Genomic DNA, 18,302 nt, shown 5'->3' with positions numbered 1-18,302 from the left:
CGCCATGCCCACGCTCCGGCCGCAAGGCGGCCGGCGCGCCCGTAAGGGCGCGAAGCCAAGCGCGCGGAGCGCGCGCCCGGCATTTGAGGGCACAAAAAAACTTTCAGGTTCAAGTGAGCTTTCGCTCACTTGAACCTGAAAGTGATTCTTCCCTTCGTCAGGTCATAGGGCGTCATCTCGACATTCACACGGTCGCCCGCCAGCACCCGGATGCGGTTCTTCCGCATCTTCCCCGAGGTGTGGGCCAGGACCATGTGCTCATTGTCCAGCTTCACGCGGAACATGGCGTTGGGGAGAAGTTCAACGACCTGGCCGCTGAACTCGATCATATCCTCTTTCGACATACGCTTCCTTGGGCATCTCGGGGTGGGCGCGGATGATCGCGCCGCGGTCAGCCCCCGGCGCCGGCGGGGCCTAGATGCGCCCGGAACGAGCGATGGTCAAGTTTTGGCCACCATTCGGGGCGCGTTGCCACCCAGCCGGGTCGAGACGCTGAGGCCATGCGCGCCCAGCCCCTCGGCCTGGGCCAGCGCCACCGCGGCCGGCCCGATGGCGGCCAGCCCCGCCTCGCTGCACTCCACCCAGGTGGTGCGCTTCAGGAAGTCGAAGACGGAAAGCCCCGAGGCGAAGCGGCTCGTGCGCCCGGTGGGCAGCACATGGTTGGGGCCCGCCACATAGTCGCCGATGGCCTCGGGCGTGTGACGGCCCAGGAAGGCCGCGCCCGCGTGGCGGATCTTTCCGAACAGCGCGCGGGGGTTGGCCACCATGATCTGCAAATGTTCGGGGGCCAGGCGGTTGGTCAGGGCCGCCGCCTCCTCCATGTCGCGCACCAGGATCACGGCGCCGTGGTCGCGCCAGGATTCGCCCGCGATGCCCGCGCGCGGCAGGGTCCGGAGTTCGCGCGCCACGGAAGCGGCCACCGCATCGGCCAGGGCCGCGCTGTCGGTGATGAGGATGGATTGCGCCGCCTCGTCATGCTCGGCCTGGGCCAGCAGGTCGAGCGCCACATGGTCCGGGTTGTTGTCGCCATCGGCGAGGATGACCACCTCGGAGGGGCCGGCGATGGAATCGATGCCCACCCGGCCGAAGACCTGGCGCTTCGCCTCGGCCACATAGGCATTGCCTGGCCCCACGATGCGGTCCACGGGCGCGATGCTCTGCGTGCCCCAGGCCAGCGCCGCCACCGCCTGCGCCCCGCCCACCCGCCAGATTTCCGAAACACCCGCGCGATGGGCGGCGGCCAGCACCAGCGGGTTGATGGCGCCCTCGGTCGCCGGCACGGCGATGGCGATGCGCGCGACACCCGCGACGCGCGCCGGCAGCGCGTTCATCAGCACCGAGGAGGGGTAGGCCGCCTTCCCCCCCGGCACATAGAGCCCCACGGCGTCCAGCGCGCCCCAGCGCATGCCGACCGCCACGCCATCGGCGCCCGGCAGGTCGAGGTCCGTGGGAAGCTGCGCGCGGTGGAAGGCCTCGATGCGCGCGGCGGCCAGGTCCAGCGCGGCCAGCAGGTCGGGCGGGATGGAGGCGAGGGCTGCTTCCACCTCGGCCGCGCTCACGCGCAGGTCTTCGGCCGTTGCAGGCGCCCAGCCATCCCAGCGCGCGGTGTAGCGCAGCAGCGCCGCATCGCCCTCTTCGCGCACGGCGGCGATGATGGTGGAGACCGCCGCATCCACCCGCGTGGTGGTGTCCCGGCCATCTTCCAGGATGGCGGTGAAGGCGGCCTCGAAGCCGGCTTCCGTGGTGGAGAGGCGCTTCATGCCGCCTCCGATCGCCGGAGGGTCTCGGCCGGGAGGCGTGAATCGGTGGCCATCATGCGCTCTGGTCCATGGCGGCCCGGAAACGGTCCACGAAGGCGGTGATCTCTTCCGGCCGCGTCTTCAGCGCGGTGCGGTTGACGATGAGGCGCGAGGTGACATGCGCGATCACCTCCGTCTCCACCAGCCCATTGGCCTTCAGCGTGGAGCCCGTCTGCACCAGGTCCACGATCACGCGCGAAAGCCCCAGCGAAGGTGCGAGTTCCATCGCCCCGTTCAGATGCACCACCTCGGCCTGGATGCCGCGCGCGGCGAAGTGGCGGCGGGCGATGTTCGGGTACTTCGTCGCCACCGCGATGCGCGACCAGGCGCGCCAATCCTCGCGCCCCGCCGTGACCACCTGTTCCGCTACCGAGACGCGGCAGCGCCCGATGCCGAGGTCGAGCGGCGCGTAGATCTGGTCCGTGTCGTATTCCATCAGCACATCGGCGCCGCAGACGCCGATCTGGGCCGCGCCATGCGCGACGAAGGTGGCGACGTCGAAGGGCCGCACCCGCACCACGTCGAGCGCGGCGTCGTTCGTGGGGAAGCGCAGGCGCCGGCTGTCCTCGTCCGTGAAGTCGGGCGCGGGGATGATGCCGGCCCGCGCCAGGAAGGGCGCCAGTTCCTTCAGGATGCGCCCCTTGGGCAGCGCCAGCACCAGGCCCGTGGCGCTGTCGGCGAAGTTCGTGGTCATGGGCATGTCCATCAATTGGGCAGCCTTTCGATCTCGGCACCCACGGCGGCGAGCTTGGCTTCCACCCGCTCATAGCCGCGGTCGAGGTGATAGACGCGGTTGACGATGGTCTCGCCCTCGGCGGCCAGGCCCGCCAGCACGAGGCTGACCGAGGCGCGCAGGTCGGTCGCCATCACCGGCGCGCCGGAGAGCTTCGGCACCCCGCGCACGATGGCGCTGCTGCCATGGAAGTTGATGCGCGCGCCCATGCGCGTGAGTTCCGGCACATGCATGAAGCGGTTCTCGAAGATGGTCTCCGTGATCATGGAGGCCCCCTCGGCCACGCACATCAGCGCCATGAACTGCGCCTGCATGTCGGTGGCGAAGCCGGGGAAGGGCTCGGTCATCACATCCGCCCCGCGCAGCCCGTTCATGCGGGAGACGGTCAGGCCCGTATGCGTCTCGGCCACGTCCACGCCCGCCTCGCGCAGCACGCGCGCCACGGAGCCCAGATGTTCGAGGCGCGCGCCCTCCAGGTGCAGCGTGCCGCCAGTGATGGCAGCGGCGCAGGCATAGGTGCCGGCCTCGATGCGGTCGGGCACGATGGGGTGCGTGGCGGGGAGCAGCGTCGCACCCCCTTCCACCCGCAGCCGGTCGGTGCCGATGCCCTCGATCCGCGCGCCCATCCGCATGAGGCACATGGCGAGGTCCGTGATCTCGGGCTCGCGCGCCGCGTTCACCAGCTCCGTCTCGCCCTGGGCGAGGCAGGCGGCCATGAGCAGGTTCTCGGTCGCCCCCACGCTCACCTGCGGGAAGAGGATGCGCGCGCCGCGCAAGCCGCCTGGCGGGGCCTTGGCCTCAATGTAGCCGGCCGTGATCTCGATCTCGGCGCCCATCTCCTGCAGGCCCTTGATGTGCAGGTCCACGGGCCGCGTGCCGATGGCGCAGCCCCCGGGCAACGAGACACGCGCGCGCCCATGCCGCGCCACCAGCGGCCCCAGCACCAGCACCGAGGCGCGCATCTTCCGCACGATGTCGTAAGGCGCTTCGAGGTTGCTTGCCGAACCCGACAGGGTCAGCGTGCGCGCCGCCTTGTCATGCTCCACCGTCAGCCCGTGCTGCACCAGCAGGGCGCGCATGGTGGCGATGTCGGCCAGGTCCGGCGCGTTGGTCAGCGTCAGCGGCCCATCGGCCAGCAGGGCGGCGGCCATCAGCGGCAGGGTGGCGTTCTTGGCGCCGGAAATGGGGACGGCGCCGTTGAGCGCCCGGCCCCCGCGGATGCGAATGCGGTCCATGGTCAGCGCCCCTTACAACCGCGGAAGCGCGACGCCGCGCTGCCCCATGTATTTGCCCTTGCGGTCGGCATAGCTGACCTCGGGCGCGCTCTCGCCCTTCAGGAAGAGAAACTGGCAGATGCCCTCATGGGCATAGACCTTGGCCGGCAGGGGCGTGGTGTTGCTGATCTCGATGGTCACCTGGCCTTCCCATTCGGGTTCCAGCGGCGTCACGTTCACGATCAGCCCGCAGCGCGCATAGGTGGATTTGCCGAGGCAGATCACCAGCACGTCGCGCGGGATGCGGAAGTATTCCACAGTATGCGTCAGCACGAAGGAATTGGGCGGGATGATGCAGACCGGCCCGGTGCGGGTGACGAAGCCCGTCTCGTTGAAGGATTTCGGGTCCACCACCGCATTGTCCACATTGGTGAACACCTTGAACTCATCGGCCGCCCGCGCGTCATAGCCGAAGGAGGAAAGCCCGTAGCTGATCACGCCCTCGCGCTTCTGCGCCTCGACGAAGGGCTCGATCATGCCGTGTTCGGCCGCCATGCGGCGGATCCAGTGGTCGGGCATGATGGACATGGCTGGGGATCCCCGAAGGTTACTCCCGGGGCGGCGCGTCACTCCCCGGAGGCGGTGGATTACCCGCTTCGGGCGGGTCGCGTCCATCCGCCGGGGGTGCGGGGGGCGTATGCGCCAGCGCCTCGCGCGCCCGGGCTTGCGCCTTCCGCCGGCGCAGGTTGGCCCGCAGGGCGGCGGCCAGCCGGGCCTCCTTGTCGTCGGTCATGGGGCGGCGGCGGCGCGGCAGCGCGGGATGGCGCCGGGCGTGGCGTGGGTCACCGGGAACACGCCTCCCTCCCCGCCGACCATCCCGCCGGGCACGGCATGTGGCAAGCTGGCATGGGCGGATTGCGCAAGGGGCCTAACCGAGTTCCTGGCAGGCCAGATAGTACACACGCGCAACGTTCTGCTTCTTCGCCGCCATCACGACGGCTTTCAGGGTCGTCACCTGCGTCGCGATGGGAAAGGGGTGGAAGGAGACAGGGTTCCCCACTTCGAACAGCCCGCACGCGTTATGCCCCGCGGGGCTGATCCAGTCCGCGAAATCCGCGGCGTCGTGCGGTCCGCTCAGCCCGTAGTCGATGACGGATGTCGGCCATGTCTTGCCCTTGTGCCGCTGGGCGTAGGCCGCGCCCTCCTGGTTGCCCGTCAGCTTGTTCCACAGGTCCCAGCCTTGGGCCATGCTCAGGTTCACCCCCTGCTCGGTATAGGTGACCAGTTCCACGCCGCGCGGGATGCTGAAATTCTCGTAGCTCTGCCGCTTCGTGATGGCGAACCTGGAGCCTGACTTCACGTCCGAGTAACCGTGACACGAAATGATCCAATTTGGCTGCGGCATGGCTTCATGTGCCCCTGTGCGGTCGCCTACGGGAAGTTGGGAGTGGTGGCGGCGCTTGCAACGCGCAACCTCTCCTGTCCTGTGCCTCTCATCAATCCGCGTAGCTCGGGTCGCTGCGGTCCAGCAGCCGCTTCAGCGCCGCGAAGTGGTATTCGGGGCCGCTCATCGCCATCGTCGGGTCCTTCCAGGCGGCCTGGGCGCGCATCTTCTCCAGCACCTCCTCCTTGACGAAGCGGCGGCGGTGGCCGGTCCACATGGAGAACAGCTGCGTCCGGCAGGCGCGTTCCAGGTAATAGAGGCGGTGATAGGCCTGGGCGACGGAATTTCCCGTCACCACCACGCCGTGGTTGGCCAGCATCAGGATGGGCTTGCCGTCCATGAGGGCGGCCATGCGCGCCCCTTCCTCATGCTCATGGGCGAAGCCGTTGTAGTCATAGTCATAGGCGATGCGGTTGTGGAACTGCAGGGCGCTCTGCCCCGTCATCTCGATGGTCATGTCCTCCAGCTGCGAGATGGCGGTGCAATAGGGCATGTGGGTGTGCAGCACGCAGGCCGCGCCCGTGGCTTCATGGATGGGCGCATGGATGCAGATGGCGCTGCGGTCGGCCGGCCCCGTGCCTTCCAGCACCGTGCCGTCGAACGCCACCTCGATCAGGTTGCTGGCCGTCACCTCCGACCAGTGCAGCCCATAGGCGTTGAGGTAGAACCGACCCGGCCGGCCCGGCACCATCAGGGTGAAGTGGTTGTCGATGGCCTCGTGGAAGTCATGCAGCACGGCCAGGCGATGGGCGGCGGCCATGTCGATGCGGGCCTGGCGGCGCTGCTCGACATGGACCTCGGCCGCGGGGTCCTTGACGCTCGACATGGGGGGTCTCCGGTCCGGTGGGGGCGGGCCCATCAACCCATGTCGGACCGGCGGATGCAAGGCATCAGACGGGGTCAGGCTTCAGGCGGGCGGGAGGCACAGCACGTCGCGGTGCGGCACCCGCACGGAAAGCCGCCCCGCCTCGGCCTGGGTGGCGCGGGTTTCGGCCCAGGCCTCGATGCGCGCGGCCTCGCGGGTTTCGTGGCGCATGGCGGCCTCGGCATGGCCCAGCGCCAATTCGCGCGCCATGGCCCCGGCCTGGCGCGGAATGCGCCAGTCGGTCGGCGCCGTCAGCACCTCATAGCCGTGGCGCGCGAAGGCGCGGGCGAGGGCGGCCGGCGCCTCCACCCCCAGCGCCGGCCCGCCGAAGCCCTTCACCCGCCGCTGGTCGCGGCCGAAGCCGCGCGCCACCCAGGCATCATCCGGATGGGGGGGCATGAATCTCTCCCGCCCCGAGACGTTCAGCGCGGCGTAGAAGGGCAGGCGGTGGCGGGCCAGGGCGGCGGCCAGCGCCTCCACCCAGCGCTCCGACACCAGGTCGCACAGGGCGGAACAGGTCACGGCGTCCACGCGGTCCAGCGGCAGCCCCTCCGGCGCGCGGGCGAGGTCCGTCAGGATGCCCTCGATCCGCCAGGCGCCCTGGGGCGAATGCAGCAGCAGCGCCTTCTTCTGCGGCCAGGTGGCGCGCCAGCCCCATTCATGGGCGGCCTCCATCATGGTGTCGAAGGCGCGGGACATGAGTTCCGCATCGGCATCCGCCAGCACCCAGGCATGGGGGCGCTGCGGCACATGGCCCAGCCAGCGCGTCAGGCTGCCGGTGCCGGCGCCGAGGTCGAGGAAGCGCGGGCGGGCCACCTCGTCCAGGTGCTCCAGCAGGGCTTCCGCCAGTTCCATGCTGCGCGATTCGGCGTCGAAGCCCTCGCGCAGGGAGAGCCAGTCGCCGTCGAAGCTCTCAGCCATGGGCGTTCTCCAGAATGGCGGCGAGGCGGGCCGCCTGGTCCTCCCAACGCGGCAGGGCCTGCCCGGCGCGCCAGGCGGCGTCCGCCATCTGTGCCCGCAGCGTGGTGTCCAGGATGGGCCGGCGCATGCCCCGCGAGAGGGAGTTGAAATCCCCCGGCGGCGCCAGGATGGCCGAGCCGGGGGCGACCAGGTCCGCCACCGCGCCCCCGGTGCAGAGCGCCATGGGCAGGCCGCGCGCCTGGGCCTCGGCCACCACCATGCCATAGCCCTCGTAATGGGTGGCGAGCGCGAAGAAGTCGGCGGCGGCGTATTCCGCCTCCAGGCTGGCGGTGTCGAGCCCGCCCAGGAATGCCACCCGCGCGCCGAGGCCCAGCTCCTCCACCAGCGCCTGCAGGCTGTGCAGATGCACGGGGTCATGGGCCGCGCCCACGATGCGAAGGGTCCAGTCGAGGTCCGTCAGCCGCTCCAGCGCGCGCAGCAGCACGTCATGCCCCTTGCGCGGAATGATGGAGCCGACCGCGAGAATCCGGCAGCCCGGCCCGCCCGAACCCTTGCTGCGCAGCGCCGGGTCCGTCCCCGGCTCCACCACCGAAACGCGCGCGGGGTCGGCGCCGAATTGCCCGAGGGTGGTGGCCGTCATGGGCGAGGTCACGACCAGCCGCGCGCAGGCGGCGAAGAGGTCGCGTTCGAGGGGTTCCAGCGCCGCGCGGTCCAGCCCCTGCTCCAGGCTGACGGGGTGATGGATCAGCCCCACCGCGCCGCGCGCCGCCAGCGCCTCGCGGTGCGGCGCGAAGGCGGGCAGGCCGAGGCCGTCCACCAGCGCGACCTCGCCCGCGCGCAGCCCGGCTAGCGCCACGCCGGCGGCGTCCCGCGCGGCGGCATCGGCCATCGGGTGCGTGCCGGCCAGTTCGACCACCCGCACGGCATGGCCCCGCGCGCGCAGCCCCGCCACCATGCGGCGGTCATAGAGATAGCCGCCCGAGATGGTGTCGAAGGGGGCGGGGACGATCAGCGCGATGTCCATGGGGGGTCAGCCTTCCACCGGACCCTCGAAGGCGGCCCAGGCGATGTGGCTCTCGCGCAGCAGCACCTTGATGCCCGTGACCCCATCCCCGCCCGGCCCCATCCGCCCGTCGCGGCAGGCGGCCGCCAGCAGCCCGTGGATGTGCAGGCAGAGATATTCCGTGGTGGTGTTCTTGCCGGCGAAGACCTGCTCCTCATCGAGGTTGCGGTAGTCCAGCGCGGAGAGGATCTTTCGCAGCTCATCTTTCGCCAGGCCGATGTCGATCAGCAGGTGCAGGTGGTCGAGCTTCGGCGCGCGGAATTCCGCCTCCACCACGAAGGTGGCGCCGTGCAGGCGTTGCGCGGGGCCGAACTCCGCGCCGCGGAAGCTGTGCGCGATCATGATGTGGTCCACGACGGTCAGGCTGAACATCGGCAGGCCTTTCAGTAGATGACGAGGGGGCAGAGCGGCTGTGGCGCGCCCGGTGTGGGGTCAAGCAAGGCGGTGATGCGGGCGGGCAATTCGGCGAAGGGTGTCTCGGGGCCGAGCAGCGCGTCCAGCCGCGCATCCGCCGCCAGCAGGTCCAGCGCCAGCGCCATGCGCTGCCCATGGCTGCGCCGGCCGCGCATGGCGGGGCTGACATGGCCGACCTGGGTGGAGACCAGCCGCAGCCGCTTGTGGTGGAAATCCGCGCCCAGCGGCAGGGCCGGCGTGGCGGCGCCGAACCAGGAGGCCTCGATGATGCGCGCCTCGAAGCCCGCGCGGTTGAGCGCGAGGCAGAGGCCCGCCTCGCTGGCCGTCGCGTGGAAGATCAGTTCCTGCTCGGCCGGTGCGTCCTCGGGCAGGGCGAAGCGGGCGCCCAGGCTCTCGGCCAGGGCGGCGCGCGCCGGGTCACGGTCCACCACCGTCACGTCCACGCCAGGGATGCGCGCCAGCAGCGAGGCGATGAGCAGCCCCACCACCCCCGCGCCGATCACCATGACGCGTTCCCCTGGCAGCGGGGCCGCGTCCCAGATGGCGTTCAGCGCGGTTTCCATGTTGGCGCCCAGCACGGCGCGGCGGGTTGGCAGTGCCTCCGGCAGCGGCGCGCAGAGGCCGGCGGGAATGACGAGGCGCGACTGGTGCGGGTGCAGGCAGAAGACGCGCTGTCCCGCGTGCGGCCCGGCCTCGACCTCGCCCACCAGGCAGTAGCCGTATTTTACCGGGAAGGGGAAATCGCCCTCCTGCATGGGGCCGCGCATCTGGGTGGCGGCCTCGGGCGGGACGCGGCCGAAATGCACCAGGCGCTCGGTCCCGCGCGAAAGGCCCGAGGCGAGGGCGCGGACCAGGTTTTCGTCCGGCCCGGGCTCGGGGCAGGGGGCGGGGCGCAGCTCGGCCCGGCCCGGCGCCACATGCCACAGCGCCTGGCTCATGGCGCCTGCCAGGGGGGTGCGCGCCGATCCAGCGCGATGTCGAACAGCACGTCGGGCGCGATGTCATGCACCGTCCAGCCGAAGCGCATCCCCTGTTCGATGCGGTTCACCTCCGGCAGGGCGAAGGCCGGGCGGCCGGAGCCCAGGATCATGGGCGCCACCGTCACATGCAGCCGGTCCAGGCACCCCGCCGCCAGGAAGCGCGAGACGGTCTGCCCGCCGCCCTCCACGAAGATGCGCGTCAGCCCCCGCGCGGCCAGCGCCCGCAGCAAGGCGGGCAGATCGAGGCCGCCATCCGCGCCGCGCGCCACGCGCAGCACCTCGGCCGTGCCGTGGGTCGCCGGCCCGTCCTCGGCCGCGACCAGCAGGGTGGGCGGGCCTTCGCGGAACACGCCGTAATCAGTGGATAGCCGGCGGGATGCATCCAGCACCACCCGCACGGGCGAGGGGCCTTCCACCCGCCGCGTGGTCAGGCGCGGGTCATCCTCGCGCACCGTGGCCGCGCCCACCAGCACGGCGTGGCACAGGGCGCGCAGCCGGTGGGTGTGGCGCAGATCGCCCTCGCCGCCGATCCATTGGCTGTGGCCGCTGCGGGTGGCGATGCGCCCGTCGAGCGTCTGCGCGAGCCGCCCCACCACGACGCAGCCATCGGGTGCGGTCGGGCGGAAGAGGGGCCCGAACAGCCCCGCCATGGCGCCCGCGCGGCCGGGTTCACCGGCCAGCAGCGCCTGCCATTCTGCTTCATGCCCCGGGCCATCCATGCGGCCCGGTTCTGTCAGGCCCGCGTCACCACCGCAAGGGCCGCGGCCTGGGCACCTGGCCGGTGGCGGCCCTGGCGGCCATAGCCCGGCGCGTGGGAAGCGGGGCGCGAGGCATGGGCGATGGTCTCGATCACGCGGGATTGCAGCGCGATCGCCTCCTCCAGCAACTTCCGGTTCTGCTGGCCGAGCGAGCCGAGGTCGGTCGCCAGCCGCTCCGCCGCCTGGCGCAGCGTGCCCTCGGCGCGGGCGCCCACGCGCGTCGCGGCGGCGGTGGCGGCGGCGAAGGCATCGGTGGCCTGCACCTTGCGCGTGGCCATGGCGGCGGCGCGGGTGAGGTCGAGCGCGGCCAGCGCCTCGTTCTCGGCGCGAAGGGCCTCGGCGAGGCGCTCCCCGGCGGCGATGACGGCATCCATCATGGGCGGTTCTCCTGTGATTGGGCTTGGGTGCGGATCATGTGGGCGAGGACCATGTCGGCGAGCCCGATGCCCCGCCCGCCGCGCGCGGCGGAGGTGGCGAAGGCCTCGACGAGCATGGGCCGCCACTGCGCCTCGGCCGACCCGCCGCCGAAGGCGGAGCGCGGGTTGCTGGCGGCGGCGAAGGCGGGTTGCAGCAGCTGGGCCAGCACCTGCGCCTCGAAGGCCTGGGCGGCCTGCCGCATGCGTGGGGGCACCTGGGCGGCGGCTCCGGCGGGAATGGGCGTGATCATCAGCGCACCTCCAATTCCGCCTGCAGCGCACCCGCCGCGCGGATGGTCTGCAGGATGGTGATCAGGTCGCGGGGCCCGACGCCCAGGCTGTTCAGCCCGCGCACCAGCTCCTCCAGCGTGACGCCGCCATCCAGCACGCCCACGCGGCGTTCGCGCTGGTCATCCACCTCGATCTGGGTGCGCGGCACCACCGCCGTCTCGCCGCCCGCCAGCGGGTTGGGCTGCACCACCTGCGGCGTCTCCGTGATGCGGATGGTGAGGTTGCCCTGCGCGATCGCCACCGTGGAGACGCGCACATTGGCGCCCATGACGATGGTGCCCGACGCCTCCTCGATGACGACGCGGGCCACCTGGTCGGGCGTGATCCGCAGCTGCTCGATGTCGGTGATGAAGGCCACCGGGTCGCGGCCATTAATGTTCAGCAGCACGGTGCGCGGGTCGGTGGCCCGCGCCACGCCCTGGCCTTGGGCGCGGTTGATGGCGGCCGCGATGCGCCGCGCCGTGGTGAAGTCGGGGTTGCGCAGCGCCAGCCGCAGGGTGGGCCGGTTGGCCAGGGTGAAGGGCACCGCGCGCTCCACGATCGCGCCCGCCGAAATCCGCGCCGAGGTCGGCACGCCGCGCTGCACGCTGCCGCCGGCACCCCGCGCCGCGATGGCGCCCGTCGCCACGGCGCCCTGCGCCACCGCATAGACCTCGCCATCCGCGCCCAGCAGGGGGGTGACCACGAGCATGCCGCCCGTGAGGTTCTGCGCGTCGCCCAGCGAGGAGATGGCGACGTCAATCCGCGAACCCGGCTGGGCGAAGGCGGGCAGGTTGGCCGTCACCATCACGGCCGCGATGTTGCGCGTGTCGAGGCGCGCCTCATTGTCGCGGGTGTTCACGCCCAGCCGTTCCAGCATCCCCACCAGGGATTGCCGGGTGAAGATGGCGGTGCGGAGCCTGTCGCCGGTGCCGGGCAGGCCCACCACCAGGCCATAGCCCACCAGCTGGTTGTCGCGCACGCCCTCGATGTCCGCGATGTCCTTGATGCGGACGGGCTGGGCCAGCGCCAGGCCCGGCAGCAGCAGGAGCAGCGCGAGCAGCCCCCCCATCCGCCGCATGGCCGACCATGCTCCCTTGCGGGCGGCGCGTTCATCCGCTGGCAACACAATACCTCCACCTTCCAGGCGCCCCGGTGTGGGGCCCCAGGCGCTTCGCAACCGGCATGCCAGCCCTGGGGCCCTTCTCGGCCGGCAAAGCCTGCCGGGGCGCGTGAAACCTTGCCGGGGGGCGGCAGCAGCGGGCGAAAGGAGAGGGCCAGCATGGTCGAGCCGATCCGGGGCTATGGGGTGACGGCGCGGCGCGCCGCGCGCGGGCCGGCCGGCTTTCGCCTGGCCGAGAGCGAGGCGCCCACCCATGCGGCCGCCATCGCCCCCATGGTGGGGCTGGGCGTGGGCGTCGCGCCCCCCGCCCTGACGCCCGAGGAGCGGGACGCCACCGCCGCCCGCCGCGGCCAGGCCCTGTTGCAGGAACTGGCGGGGCTGCAGGCCGGGCTGCTCGCCGGCCGGCTGCCCGAATCGGCCCTGCGGCGCATGGCCGCCCTGGCCGAGGGCGAGGCCGGCCACGACCCCGCCCTGCGCGAATTGGTGGAGGGAATCGCCCTGCGCGCGCGCGTCACATTGGCCCGGCTGGGCCGCTGACACCGGATTTGTCCGGTCGAAGCCGAACAGGGTCATGCACTTGTCGCGATTGACCCCTTGTTGTGACGAATGCTCCCGCCTATGGTCCGCCCGCCCTGGGAGGGCGGCAGGCGCCGGGCTTGCCGCACCGTGTAGGGGAGGCAAGAAGAATGGTCGTGACGCTGCCGCCCGACTATCGTCCTTCAGAGGACGAAGAATTCATGAACGCCCTCCAGCAGGAGTATTTCCGACAGAAGTTGCTCAGATGGCGCCACGAGTTGCTGCGTGAGGCGGGGGTCACGCTGAATTCCCTCTCCGCCGGCGGCATCGCCGAGGCCGATTTGACCGACCGGGCCAGTGTCGAGACCGACCGCGCCCTGGAACTTCGCACCCGCGACCGCGCCCGCAAGCTGATCTCCAAGATAGATCAGGCGCTGGAGCGCATCGCCAACGGCACCTACGGCTATTGCGAGGAAACCGACGAGCCCATCGGGCTGCGCCGCCTCGAAGCCCGCCCCATCGCCACCCTCTCCATCGAAGCGCAGGAGCGGCATGAGCGGATGGAGAAGGTCCACCGCGACGACTGAACGTCGCGGTCACGTCCGGACAGGTGGGATGAGGCGGGTCGGACGCTTTACGCGCGGCTGATTCACCGCCTCGGCTCCGCCTCCGCGGATCAGACGCTAGGCCGCCTCGCTCTCCAGCGCCCGCCCGCGGATAAAGTCGCTGGCCTTCTCCGCGATCATCAGCGTGGTCGCATAGGTGTTCGCGCTGGTCATGCTGGGCATGATCGAGGCGTCCACCACCCTGAGCCCCTCCATCCCGTGCACGCGCAGTCGGTCATCCACCACCGCCGTCGGGTCGGTGGCCGGGCCCATCCGCGCCGTGCCGATGAGGTGGTAGGTCGTGCTGCCATTGCGGTAGGCGAAGTCCAGCAGCTCGTCATCCGACTGCGCGTCGAGGCCGGGCAGGGTCTCCGTCTCCAGGAAGGGCGCCATCTCCGGCCGGTTCAGCAGGCGGCGGATGAGGCGGATGCCGCCCAGATGCACCCGGCGGTCATTCTCGTCCTTCAGGTAGTTGGGCTGGATCTCGGGGTCCTCGAACACGTCGCGGCTTTTCGCGCGCACCCAGCCGGTGCTCTCCGGCCGGTGCTGCCAGGCGCCGGCGGTCACGCCGGGGTAGTCGTCCAGCACATAGACCTGGCCCTCCTTGTAGCTGCCGGGGGTGAAGACGCATTGCAGGTCCGGCTGGTCCAGCCCCTCGAAGCTCTTCCAGAAGACATAGACATGGCTGGGCGCGGTCGCGAGGATGCTGGGCTGCCCCATGCCCCAGCGCGCCACCTGCCCACCCAGGCGCAGGCCGCGCGCGAGTTCGTTCAGCGTGGTGACGCCCGGCTTGGCGCGCCAGACCACGCGGGACGCATAGTGGTCGCGGAAATTCTCGCCCACGCCGCGGAGTTCGTGCCGCACCTCCACGCCCAATGATTGCAGCAGCGGCGCGGGGCCGATGCCGCTGACCTGCAGCAGCCGCGCGGTGTTGACCGTGCCGCCGCAGAGGATCACCTCGCGCCGCGCGCGCACCGTGGTCGAAGGCCCGCCCTGCTTGCGCTGGTAGCTGACACCGACGGCGCGCTTGCCCTCCATCAGGATGGCATTGGCCCGCGCCTCGGTCCGCAGGTCCAGGTTGGGCCGCGCCAGCGCCCCGTGCAGGAAGGCGCGGTAGGCCGAGACGCGCTTGCCGTTCAGGATGGCCCGCTGGAAATAGCCCACCCCCGCCTGGTCACCGGAATTGTAGTCGGGGTTGCGCGGAATGCCCGCCCCCTCGCAGGCCTTGATGAAGGCCTCGCTGAGCGGGTTGATCCAGTCCATGTCGGTGACGGGGATGCCCTGTTCGCGCCCGCGCTTGTCCGCCTCGCCATAACCGAGGCGGCGTTCGGTGCGGCGGTAATAGGGCAGGCTGTCGGCATAGCCCCAGCCGCGATTGCCGCGCTGCGCCCAGGAATCGAGGTCGCCGGGCTGGCCGCGATTGTAGATCATCCCGTTCACGGAGGAGGAGCCGCCGAGCGTCCGCCCCTGCACCGTGGCGATGGGCCGCCCGCCCGTGCGCTCGGTCGGCGCCGTGCGGAACTGCCAAGTGACGGAAGGGTCCTTCAGCGTCTTGATGAAGCCGGCGGGGATATGGATGAAGGGGTTGCGGTCCTTGGGCCCCGCTTCCAGCACGCAGACGCGCACGGCGCTGTCCTCGGAAAGCCGCGCGGCGAGGAGCGAGCCCGCGGCGCCACAGCCCACGATCACATAGTCGAATTCGTCATCCATGGCGCTTCCCCGGGATTGCTTCGCGGGCATGAGCCTAATCCCGCCGGGGCGGGCGGGGGAAGGCGGCGCTGCGTCGGATTCGTGGCGGGCTTGGCTTCGCCCTGTGCGGGGGGCGCCTGGCCCGGGGCTTGCTCGGCCCGGCTGCCGCGCCCCTCGCGGCCGGACCGGGGTGCCGCGCACCCGGCCGCGACGCCATGGCCCAGGAGGACCGCCCCCATGCACGACGTGCCGGACGAACCGCAGATGCCGCCCGAGGCGCGCGCCTTCCTGGAGGGGCGGATGAAGGCCGCCAGCTGCTATCTCGAATATGGCACGGGGGGCAGCACGCTGCTGGCGCTGCGGCTTGGCGTGCCTCGGGTCTATTCCGTCGAATCCGACCGGCCCTTCGCGGAGCGCGTCCAGCGTGCCGCCGCGCAGGTGCGCCGGCCGGGCACAGGCTTCTGGCTGATGCTGGCCCATTTGGGCGAGACCGCCGAATGGGGGCGTCCGGCCAACACCCAGGCGTGCCGCCAATGGCCGGGCTACCCGCTGCAGATCTGGCACGAGATCGAGCGGCGCGCGCACGCGCCGGACCTGATCCTGATTGACGGCCGTTTCCGGGTGGCCTGCTTCCTGGCCTGCCTGCTGAAGGCGGTGCCGGGCACGCTGATCCTCTTCGACGACTACATGGATCGTCCCCACGACTATCATGTCGTGGAGCGGCATTTGGCGCCTGCCTCGACCATGGGCCGGTGCGCGGTGTTCTCGGTGCCGGAGGCGGTGGATGCGGCCGCCATCGCCTTCGACCTGGCGCGCCATGTGGTGCGCCCCGAATAGGAGGCGTGGCCCCCGGTCGGCGCCGCGGCTTCGCCGCGGCAACTGGGCAGTCCGCGAAGGATGTGCGCCAAGACGGGGCCCCCGCGAAAGCGCGAAGCGATTTCGTGGGGTGTCGTCTGGGGCCCCCGCGAAAGCGCGAAGCGATTTCGTGGGGAACTCAGAACGGCAGCAGGATGTCGAGCAGCTGCTGCCCCAGCCTGGGCTGCTGGATGTCGCTGAGCGAACCCCGCCCCCCATAGGCGATGCGCGCCTCCGCCAGCCGGTCATGCCGCACCGTGTTGTCGCTGCCGATATCCTGCGGGCGGACGATGCCCTGCACCGTCAGCTCGCGCATCTCATTGTTCACCCGCACCTCCTGCCGGCCCATCACCACCATGTTGCCGTTGGGCAGGGACTGGGTAATCACGCCCGCCAGCCGCAGCGTGATCTGCTCGGTGCGGCGCACGCTGCCCGTGCCATCGGCGGTGCCGGTGCTGTTGGTGCCGACGAGGCGCGCGGGGTCCACCGTGTTGGGCAGCACGCGCGGCACCGCGCTCTCCAGGCCGAAGAGGGCGGGCATGCCCATTTCCTGCGTGCCGCCGCGCGTCGCCTGGGTGCGGTTCTGCAGCTGCGCCTGGTCCTGGATGGAGACGAGGATGGTGATGAGATCCCCCACCTGCGCCGCGCGCTGGTCGCGCAGGAAGGTGCGGCTGCCCGGGCGCCAGAGCGAATTGGCCATGGCCGGCGCCTCCTGCGGCGCGGGCATGGGCATGGAGACGGGGCGCCAGCGTGGGTCGGAAGTGGGGTCCGTCACCGGTGTGAAGTCCGGCGCGCGGCCGACGCGCGAGAGGCGCTCGGCCTGGCCGCAGCCGGCCAGCATCAGGAGGGCAAGAAGGGCAGGGGCGGCGCGCTTCATGGCGGGCTTCCTCATCGGGCGGCAGTGGAAACGGGCACGCTGCCCATGGCGACGCGCACGCGGCCGGGGGCGATGGCGATGCCCTCCACCACGTTGCGGCTGGTGAGGTTCATCACCGTCACGGCCTCGCCACGGGCGGCGGCGCGCATGGCGCGGCCCTGCACAGCGAGTTGCAGGCCCGGCGCCTCCAGCAGAAGGGTGACGAGGGCGTTGCGCTGCACGACGGAGGGCGGGCCCAGATCCACCAGCGCGAAGCTCTGTTCCACCGCCATGGGGCGGCGCAGCTCCTGCCCCACGACCTGTTCGAGCTGCTGCGCCTGGCCTGGCCGCACACGCTCGGCGCGCAGGCGGATGAGGCGCGCATCCTCGGGCGCGATGATCTCGTTCAGGGCGAGGCGCCGGGTGGCCACGACCACGGGCGTCGTGGGGGCCGCGCGGCCCACCAGGCGCATGCGCTGGGCGGGCATGCCATCGGCCAGCACCAGCAGGGTGGCGGCGAAGCGCAAGGACGGCTGTTCCAGCACCACCCCCTCCAGCGCCATTTCGTAGAAGGCCGCACCCGGGATCATAGGCGGGATCAGGCCGGGCAGGTCCATCTCCATCTCCTCTTCCATGCCGTGGCGGACCAGTTCGGCGCGCAGCAGCGCCTCGATCTCGGCGCGGGGGACGGGGCGGCCGGGGCGTTCGATCACCGCGCGCTCCTGCCCCGTCAGCGGCCGCCAGGGCACGCCATGGGCGCGGGCGATGTTCCACAGATTCTGCGCCTCCAGCACCATGCGCCTTCCGGGCAGGGGGGCGGCGGCGAGCGGCGTGGCGCCGCGCGGCCCGGCCTGGTCGAAGAGGTCGGAGACGCGCAGCGTGTCCCCCTCCAGCAGCACATGCGGGCGCAGCAAAGCGGGCGGCGCCTCGGCGCGCGCCACGGCCGGGGCGGCGAGAAGCGCCGCGAGGAAGGCCCGGCGCGACATCAGCGCAGCCTCGTCAGCGTGGAGAGCATCTCGTCGGAGGCGGTGATGATGCGGCTGTTCATCTCATAGGCCCGCTGGGCGGTGATGAGCGACGTGATCTCCTGCACCGTGTTCACGTTGGAGGTCTCGATGAAGCCCTGCATCAGGGAGCCATGGCCTGGCTGGCCGGGGGCGGCGGCCTGGGCCTCGCCCGAGGCGGGGGTGGCGAGGAAGAGGTTGTCGCCCATGGCGACCAACCCGCCCTCATTGGCGAAGATGGCCGTCTGGATCTGCCCCACATTCTGCGGCGCGACCTGCCCGTCGAGCGAGACCAGCACCTCGCCCGAGGCGTTGATGGTGACGTCGCGCGCGGCGGCGGGGACGTTGATGCCGGGGTTCACCACGAAGCCCTCGGCGGTGACGATCACGCCCTCGGGGCTCAGGCTGAAGGTGCCGTCACGGGTATAGGCCACCTCGCCGGTGGGAAGCTGCACCTGGAAGTAGCCATTGCCGCGGATGGCCAGGTCGAAGCGGTTCTCGGTCTGCTGCAGGTTCCCCTGCTCGCTGATGCGGTAGATGGCCGCGGTGCGCACACCGAGGCCCACCTGCGCGCCCGAGGGCAGCACCGTGCCGGCATCCGAGCTCTGCGAGCCCACGCGGCGCAGGTTCTGGTAGATCAGGTCCTGGAACTCGGCCCGCCGGCGCTTGTAGCCGGTGGTGTTCATGTTCGCGAGGTTGTTGGAGATGACCTCCACATTGGTCTGCTGGGCCAGCATTCCGGTCGCGGCGATGTGCAATGAGCGCATGGAAGTTCTC

22 protein-coding genes are annotated in these 18,302 nt (G+C 71.3%); 3 read left to right on the top strand and 19 right to left on the bottom strand.

Annotated features, from left to right (window positions below):
• Positions 1-125: 125 nt before the first annotated feature.
• The 15 genes from infA to JTN19_RS00940 all read right to left on the bottom strand — a co-directional run bounded on the left by infA (position 126) and on the right by JTN19_RS00940 (position 11,958).
• Positions 126-344 (bottom strand): translation initiation factor IF-1, encoded by a 219-nt coding sequence (gene infA, locus JTN19_RS01010; protein ID WP_007003972.1) that lies wholly within the window; start codon positions 342-344, stop codon positions 126-128.
• A 96-nt stretch (positions 345-440) separates the two neighbouring features.
• Positions 441-1,760, bottom strand: a complete 1,320-nt coding sequence (gene hisD, locus JTN19_RS01005; RefSeq protein WP_206929226.1) for a histidinol dehydrogenase — start codon at positions 1,758-1,760, stop codon at positions 441-443.
• A gap of 52 nt (positions 1,761-1,812) precedes the next feature.
• Positions 1,813-2,505: an ATP phosphoribosyltransferase gene (gene hisG, locus JTN19_RS01000; protein WP_206929224.1), complete on the bottom strand. Its 693-nt coding sequence runs from the start codon at positions 2,503-2,505 to the stop codon at positions 1,813-1,815.
• The gene (gene murA, locus JTN19_RS00995) at positions 2,505-3,767 is read right to left on the bottom strand and encodes a UDP-N-acetylglucosamine 1-carboxyvinyltransferase (RefSeq protein WP_206929202.1); all 1,263 of its coding nucleotides are present in this window, start codon (positions 3,765-3,767) and stop codon (positions 2,505-2,507) included. Before murA ends, hisG begins: the two co-directional genes overlap by 1 nt.
• 12 nt (positions 3,768-3,779) lie before the next feature.
• A complete protein-coding gene (gene dcd, locus JTN19_RS00990) occupies positions 3,780-4,334 on the bottom strand; it encodes a dCTP deaminase (RefSeq protein ID WP_206929186.1) in 555 nt (184 codons plus the stop codon).
• A gap of 340 nt (positions 4,335-4,674) precedes the next feature.
• Positions 4,675-5,151, bottom strand: coding sequence for a putative adhesin (locus tag JTN19_RS00985; protein ID WP_340643249.1), 477 nt, complete (start codon positions 5,149-5,151; stop codon positions 4,675-4,677).
• A gap of 91 nt (positions 5,152-5,242) precedes the next feature.
• On the bottom strand, positions 5,243-6,016 hold the full coding sequence (locus JTN19_RS00980; RefSeq protein WP_206929182.1) for a class II aldolase/adducin family protein: 774 nt from the start codon (positions 6,014-6,016) through the stop codon (positions 5,243-5,245).
• 81 nt (positions 6,017-6,097) lie between these two features.
• Positions 6,098-6,976, bottom strand: coding sequence for a class I SAM-dependent methyltransferase (locus JTN19_RS00975; RefSeq protein WP_206929172.1), 879 nt, complete (start codon positions 6,974-6,976; stop codon positions 6,098-6,100).
• A complete protein-coding gene (locus JTN19_RS00970; RefSeq protein WP_206929170.1) occupies positions 6,969-8,000 on the bottom strand; it encodes a glycosyltransferase family 4 protein in 1,032 nt (343 codons plus the stop codon). Before JTN19_RS00970 ends, JTN19_RS00975 begins: the two co-directional genes overlap by 8 nt.
• A gap of 6 nt (positions 8,001-8,006) precedes the next feature.
• The gene (locus JTN19_RS00965; RefSeq protein ID WP_206929168.1) at positions 8,007-8,411 is read right to left on the bottom strand and encodes a 6-pyruvoyl trahydropterin synthase family protein; all 405 of its coding nucleotides are present in this window, start codon (positions 8,409-8,411) and stop codon (positions 8,007-8,009) included.
• An 11-nt stretch (positions 8,412-8,422) separates the two neighbouring features.
• Positions 8,423-9,391, bottom strand: coding sequence for a zinc-dependent alcohol dehydrogenase (locus JTN19_RS00960; protein WP_206929165.1), 969 nt, complete (start codon positions 9,389-9,391; stop codon positions 8,423-8,425).
• Positions 9,388-10,152 carry a RibD family protein gene (locus JTN19_RS00955; protein ID WP_206929163.1) on the bottom strand — a complete coding sequence of 255 codons (765 nt, stop codon included), beginning with the start codon at positions 10,150-10,152 and terminating at the stop codon, positions 9,388-9,390. Before JTN19_RS00955 ends, JTN19_RS00960 begins: the two co-directional genes overlap by 4 nt.
• A 14-nt stretch (positions 10,153-10,166) precedes the next feature.
• Positions 10,167-10,568 (bottom strand): hypothetical protein, encoded by a 402-nt coding sequence (locus tag JTN19_RS00950; RefSeq protein WP_206929161.1) that lies wholly within the window; start codon positions 10,566-10,568, stop codon positions 10,167-10,169.
• Positions 10,565-10,858 (bottom strand): rod-binding protein, encoded by a 294-nt coding sequence (locus JTN19_RS00945; RefSeq protein WP_206929159.1) that lies wholly within the window; start codon positions 10,856-10,858, stop codon positions 10,565-10,567. The genes JTN19_RS00950 and JTN19_RS00945 overlap by 4 nt, the downstream gene beginning before the upstream one ends.
• Positions 10,858-11,958, bottom strand: coding sequence for a flagellar basal body P-ring protein FlgI (locus JTN19_RS00940; protein WP_206929157.1), 1,101 nt, complete (start codon positions 11,956-11,958; stop codon positions 10,858-10,860). The genes JTN19_RS00945 and JTN19_RS00940 overlap by 1 nt, the downstream gene beginning before the upstream one ends.
• Positions 11,959-12,159: 201 nt before the next feature.
• Between JTN19_RS00940 and JTN19_RS00935 the strand changes: the two genes are divergently transcribed.
• Both JTN19_RS00935 and dksA read left to right on the top strand, forming a co-directional pair.
• Positions 12,160-12,537: a flagellar assembly protein FliX gene (locus JTN19_RS00935; RefSeq protein WP_206929155.1), complete on the top strand. Its 378-nt coding sequence runs from the start codon at positions 12,160-12,162 to the stop codon at positions 12,535-12,537.
• Positions 12,538-12,686: 149 nt separating this feature from the next.
• Entirely contained in the window at positions 12,687-13,103 is a 417-nt protein-coding gene (gene dksA / locus JTN19_RS00930; RefSeq protein ID WP_206929154.1) for an RNA polymerase-binding protein DksA, read from the top strand.
• A gap of 96 nt (positions 13,104-13,199) precedes the next feature.
• Here the strand turns inward: dksA and JTN19_RS00925 are convergent, their stop codons facing one another.
• Complete coding sequence (locus JTN19_RS00925; RefSeq protein ID WP_206929146.1) at positions 13,200-14,831, bottom strand: GMC family oxidoreductase; 1,632 nt, start codon at positions 14,829-14,831, stop codon at positions 13,200-13,202.
• Between the two features lie 216 nt (positions 14,832-15,047).
• Between JTN19_RS00925 and JTN19_RS00920 the strand changes: the two genes are divergently transcribed.
• Entirely contained in the window at positions 15,048-15,647 is a 600-nt protein-coding gene (locus JTN19_RS00920; protein ID WP_206929144.1) for a class I SAM-dependent methyltransferase, read from the top strand.
• Between the two features lie 157 nt (positions 15,648-15,804).
• Here JTN19_RS00920 and flgH read toward each other — a convergent pair whose 3' ends face one another.
• Genes flgH through flgG form a run of 3 tightly spaced genes read right to left on the bottom strand, consistent with a single transcriptional unit; the run spans position 15,805 to position 18,292 of the window.
• Complete coding sequence (gene flgH / locus JTN19_RS00915) at positions 15,805-16,542, bottom strand: flagellar basal body L-ring protein FlgH (protein ID WP_242530749.1); 738 nt, start codon at positions 16,540-16,542, stop codon at positions 15,805-15,807.
• Between the two features lie 11 nt (positions 16,543-16,553).
• Positions 16,554-17,507: a flagellar basal body P-ring formation chaperone FlgA gene (gene flgA / locus JTN19_RS00910; RefSeq protein WP_206929140.1), complete on the bottom strand. Its 954-nt coding sequence runs from the start codon at positions 17,505-17,507 to the stop codon at positions 16,554-16,556.
• Entirely contained in the window at positions 17,507-18,292 is a 786-nt protein-coding gene (flgG, locus tag JTN19_RS00905) for a flagellar basal-body rod protein FlgG (RefSeq protein ID WP_184384748.1), read from the bottom strand. The genes flgA and flgG overlap by 1 nt, the downstream gene beginning before the upstream one ends.
• Positions 18,293-18,302 lie beyond the last annotated feature (10 nt).

This window comes from Roseococcus thiosulfatophilus, from assembly GCF_017311575.1.
In the GTDB taxonomy this organism is placed as follows: Bacteria; Pseudomonadota; Alphaproteobacteria; order Acetobacterales; family Acetobacteraceae; genus Roseococcus; species Roseococcus thiosulfatophilus.
This window is presented reverse-complemented; position numbering and strand designations above follow the sequence as displayed.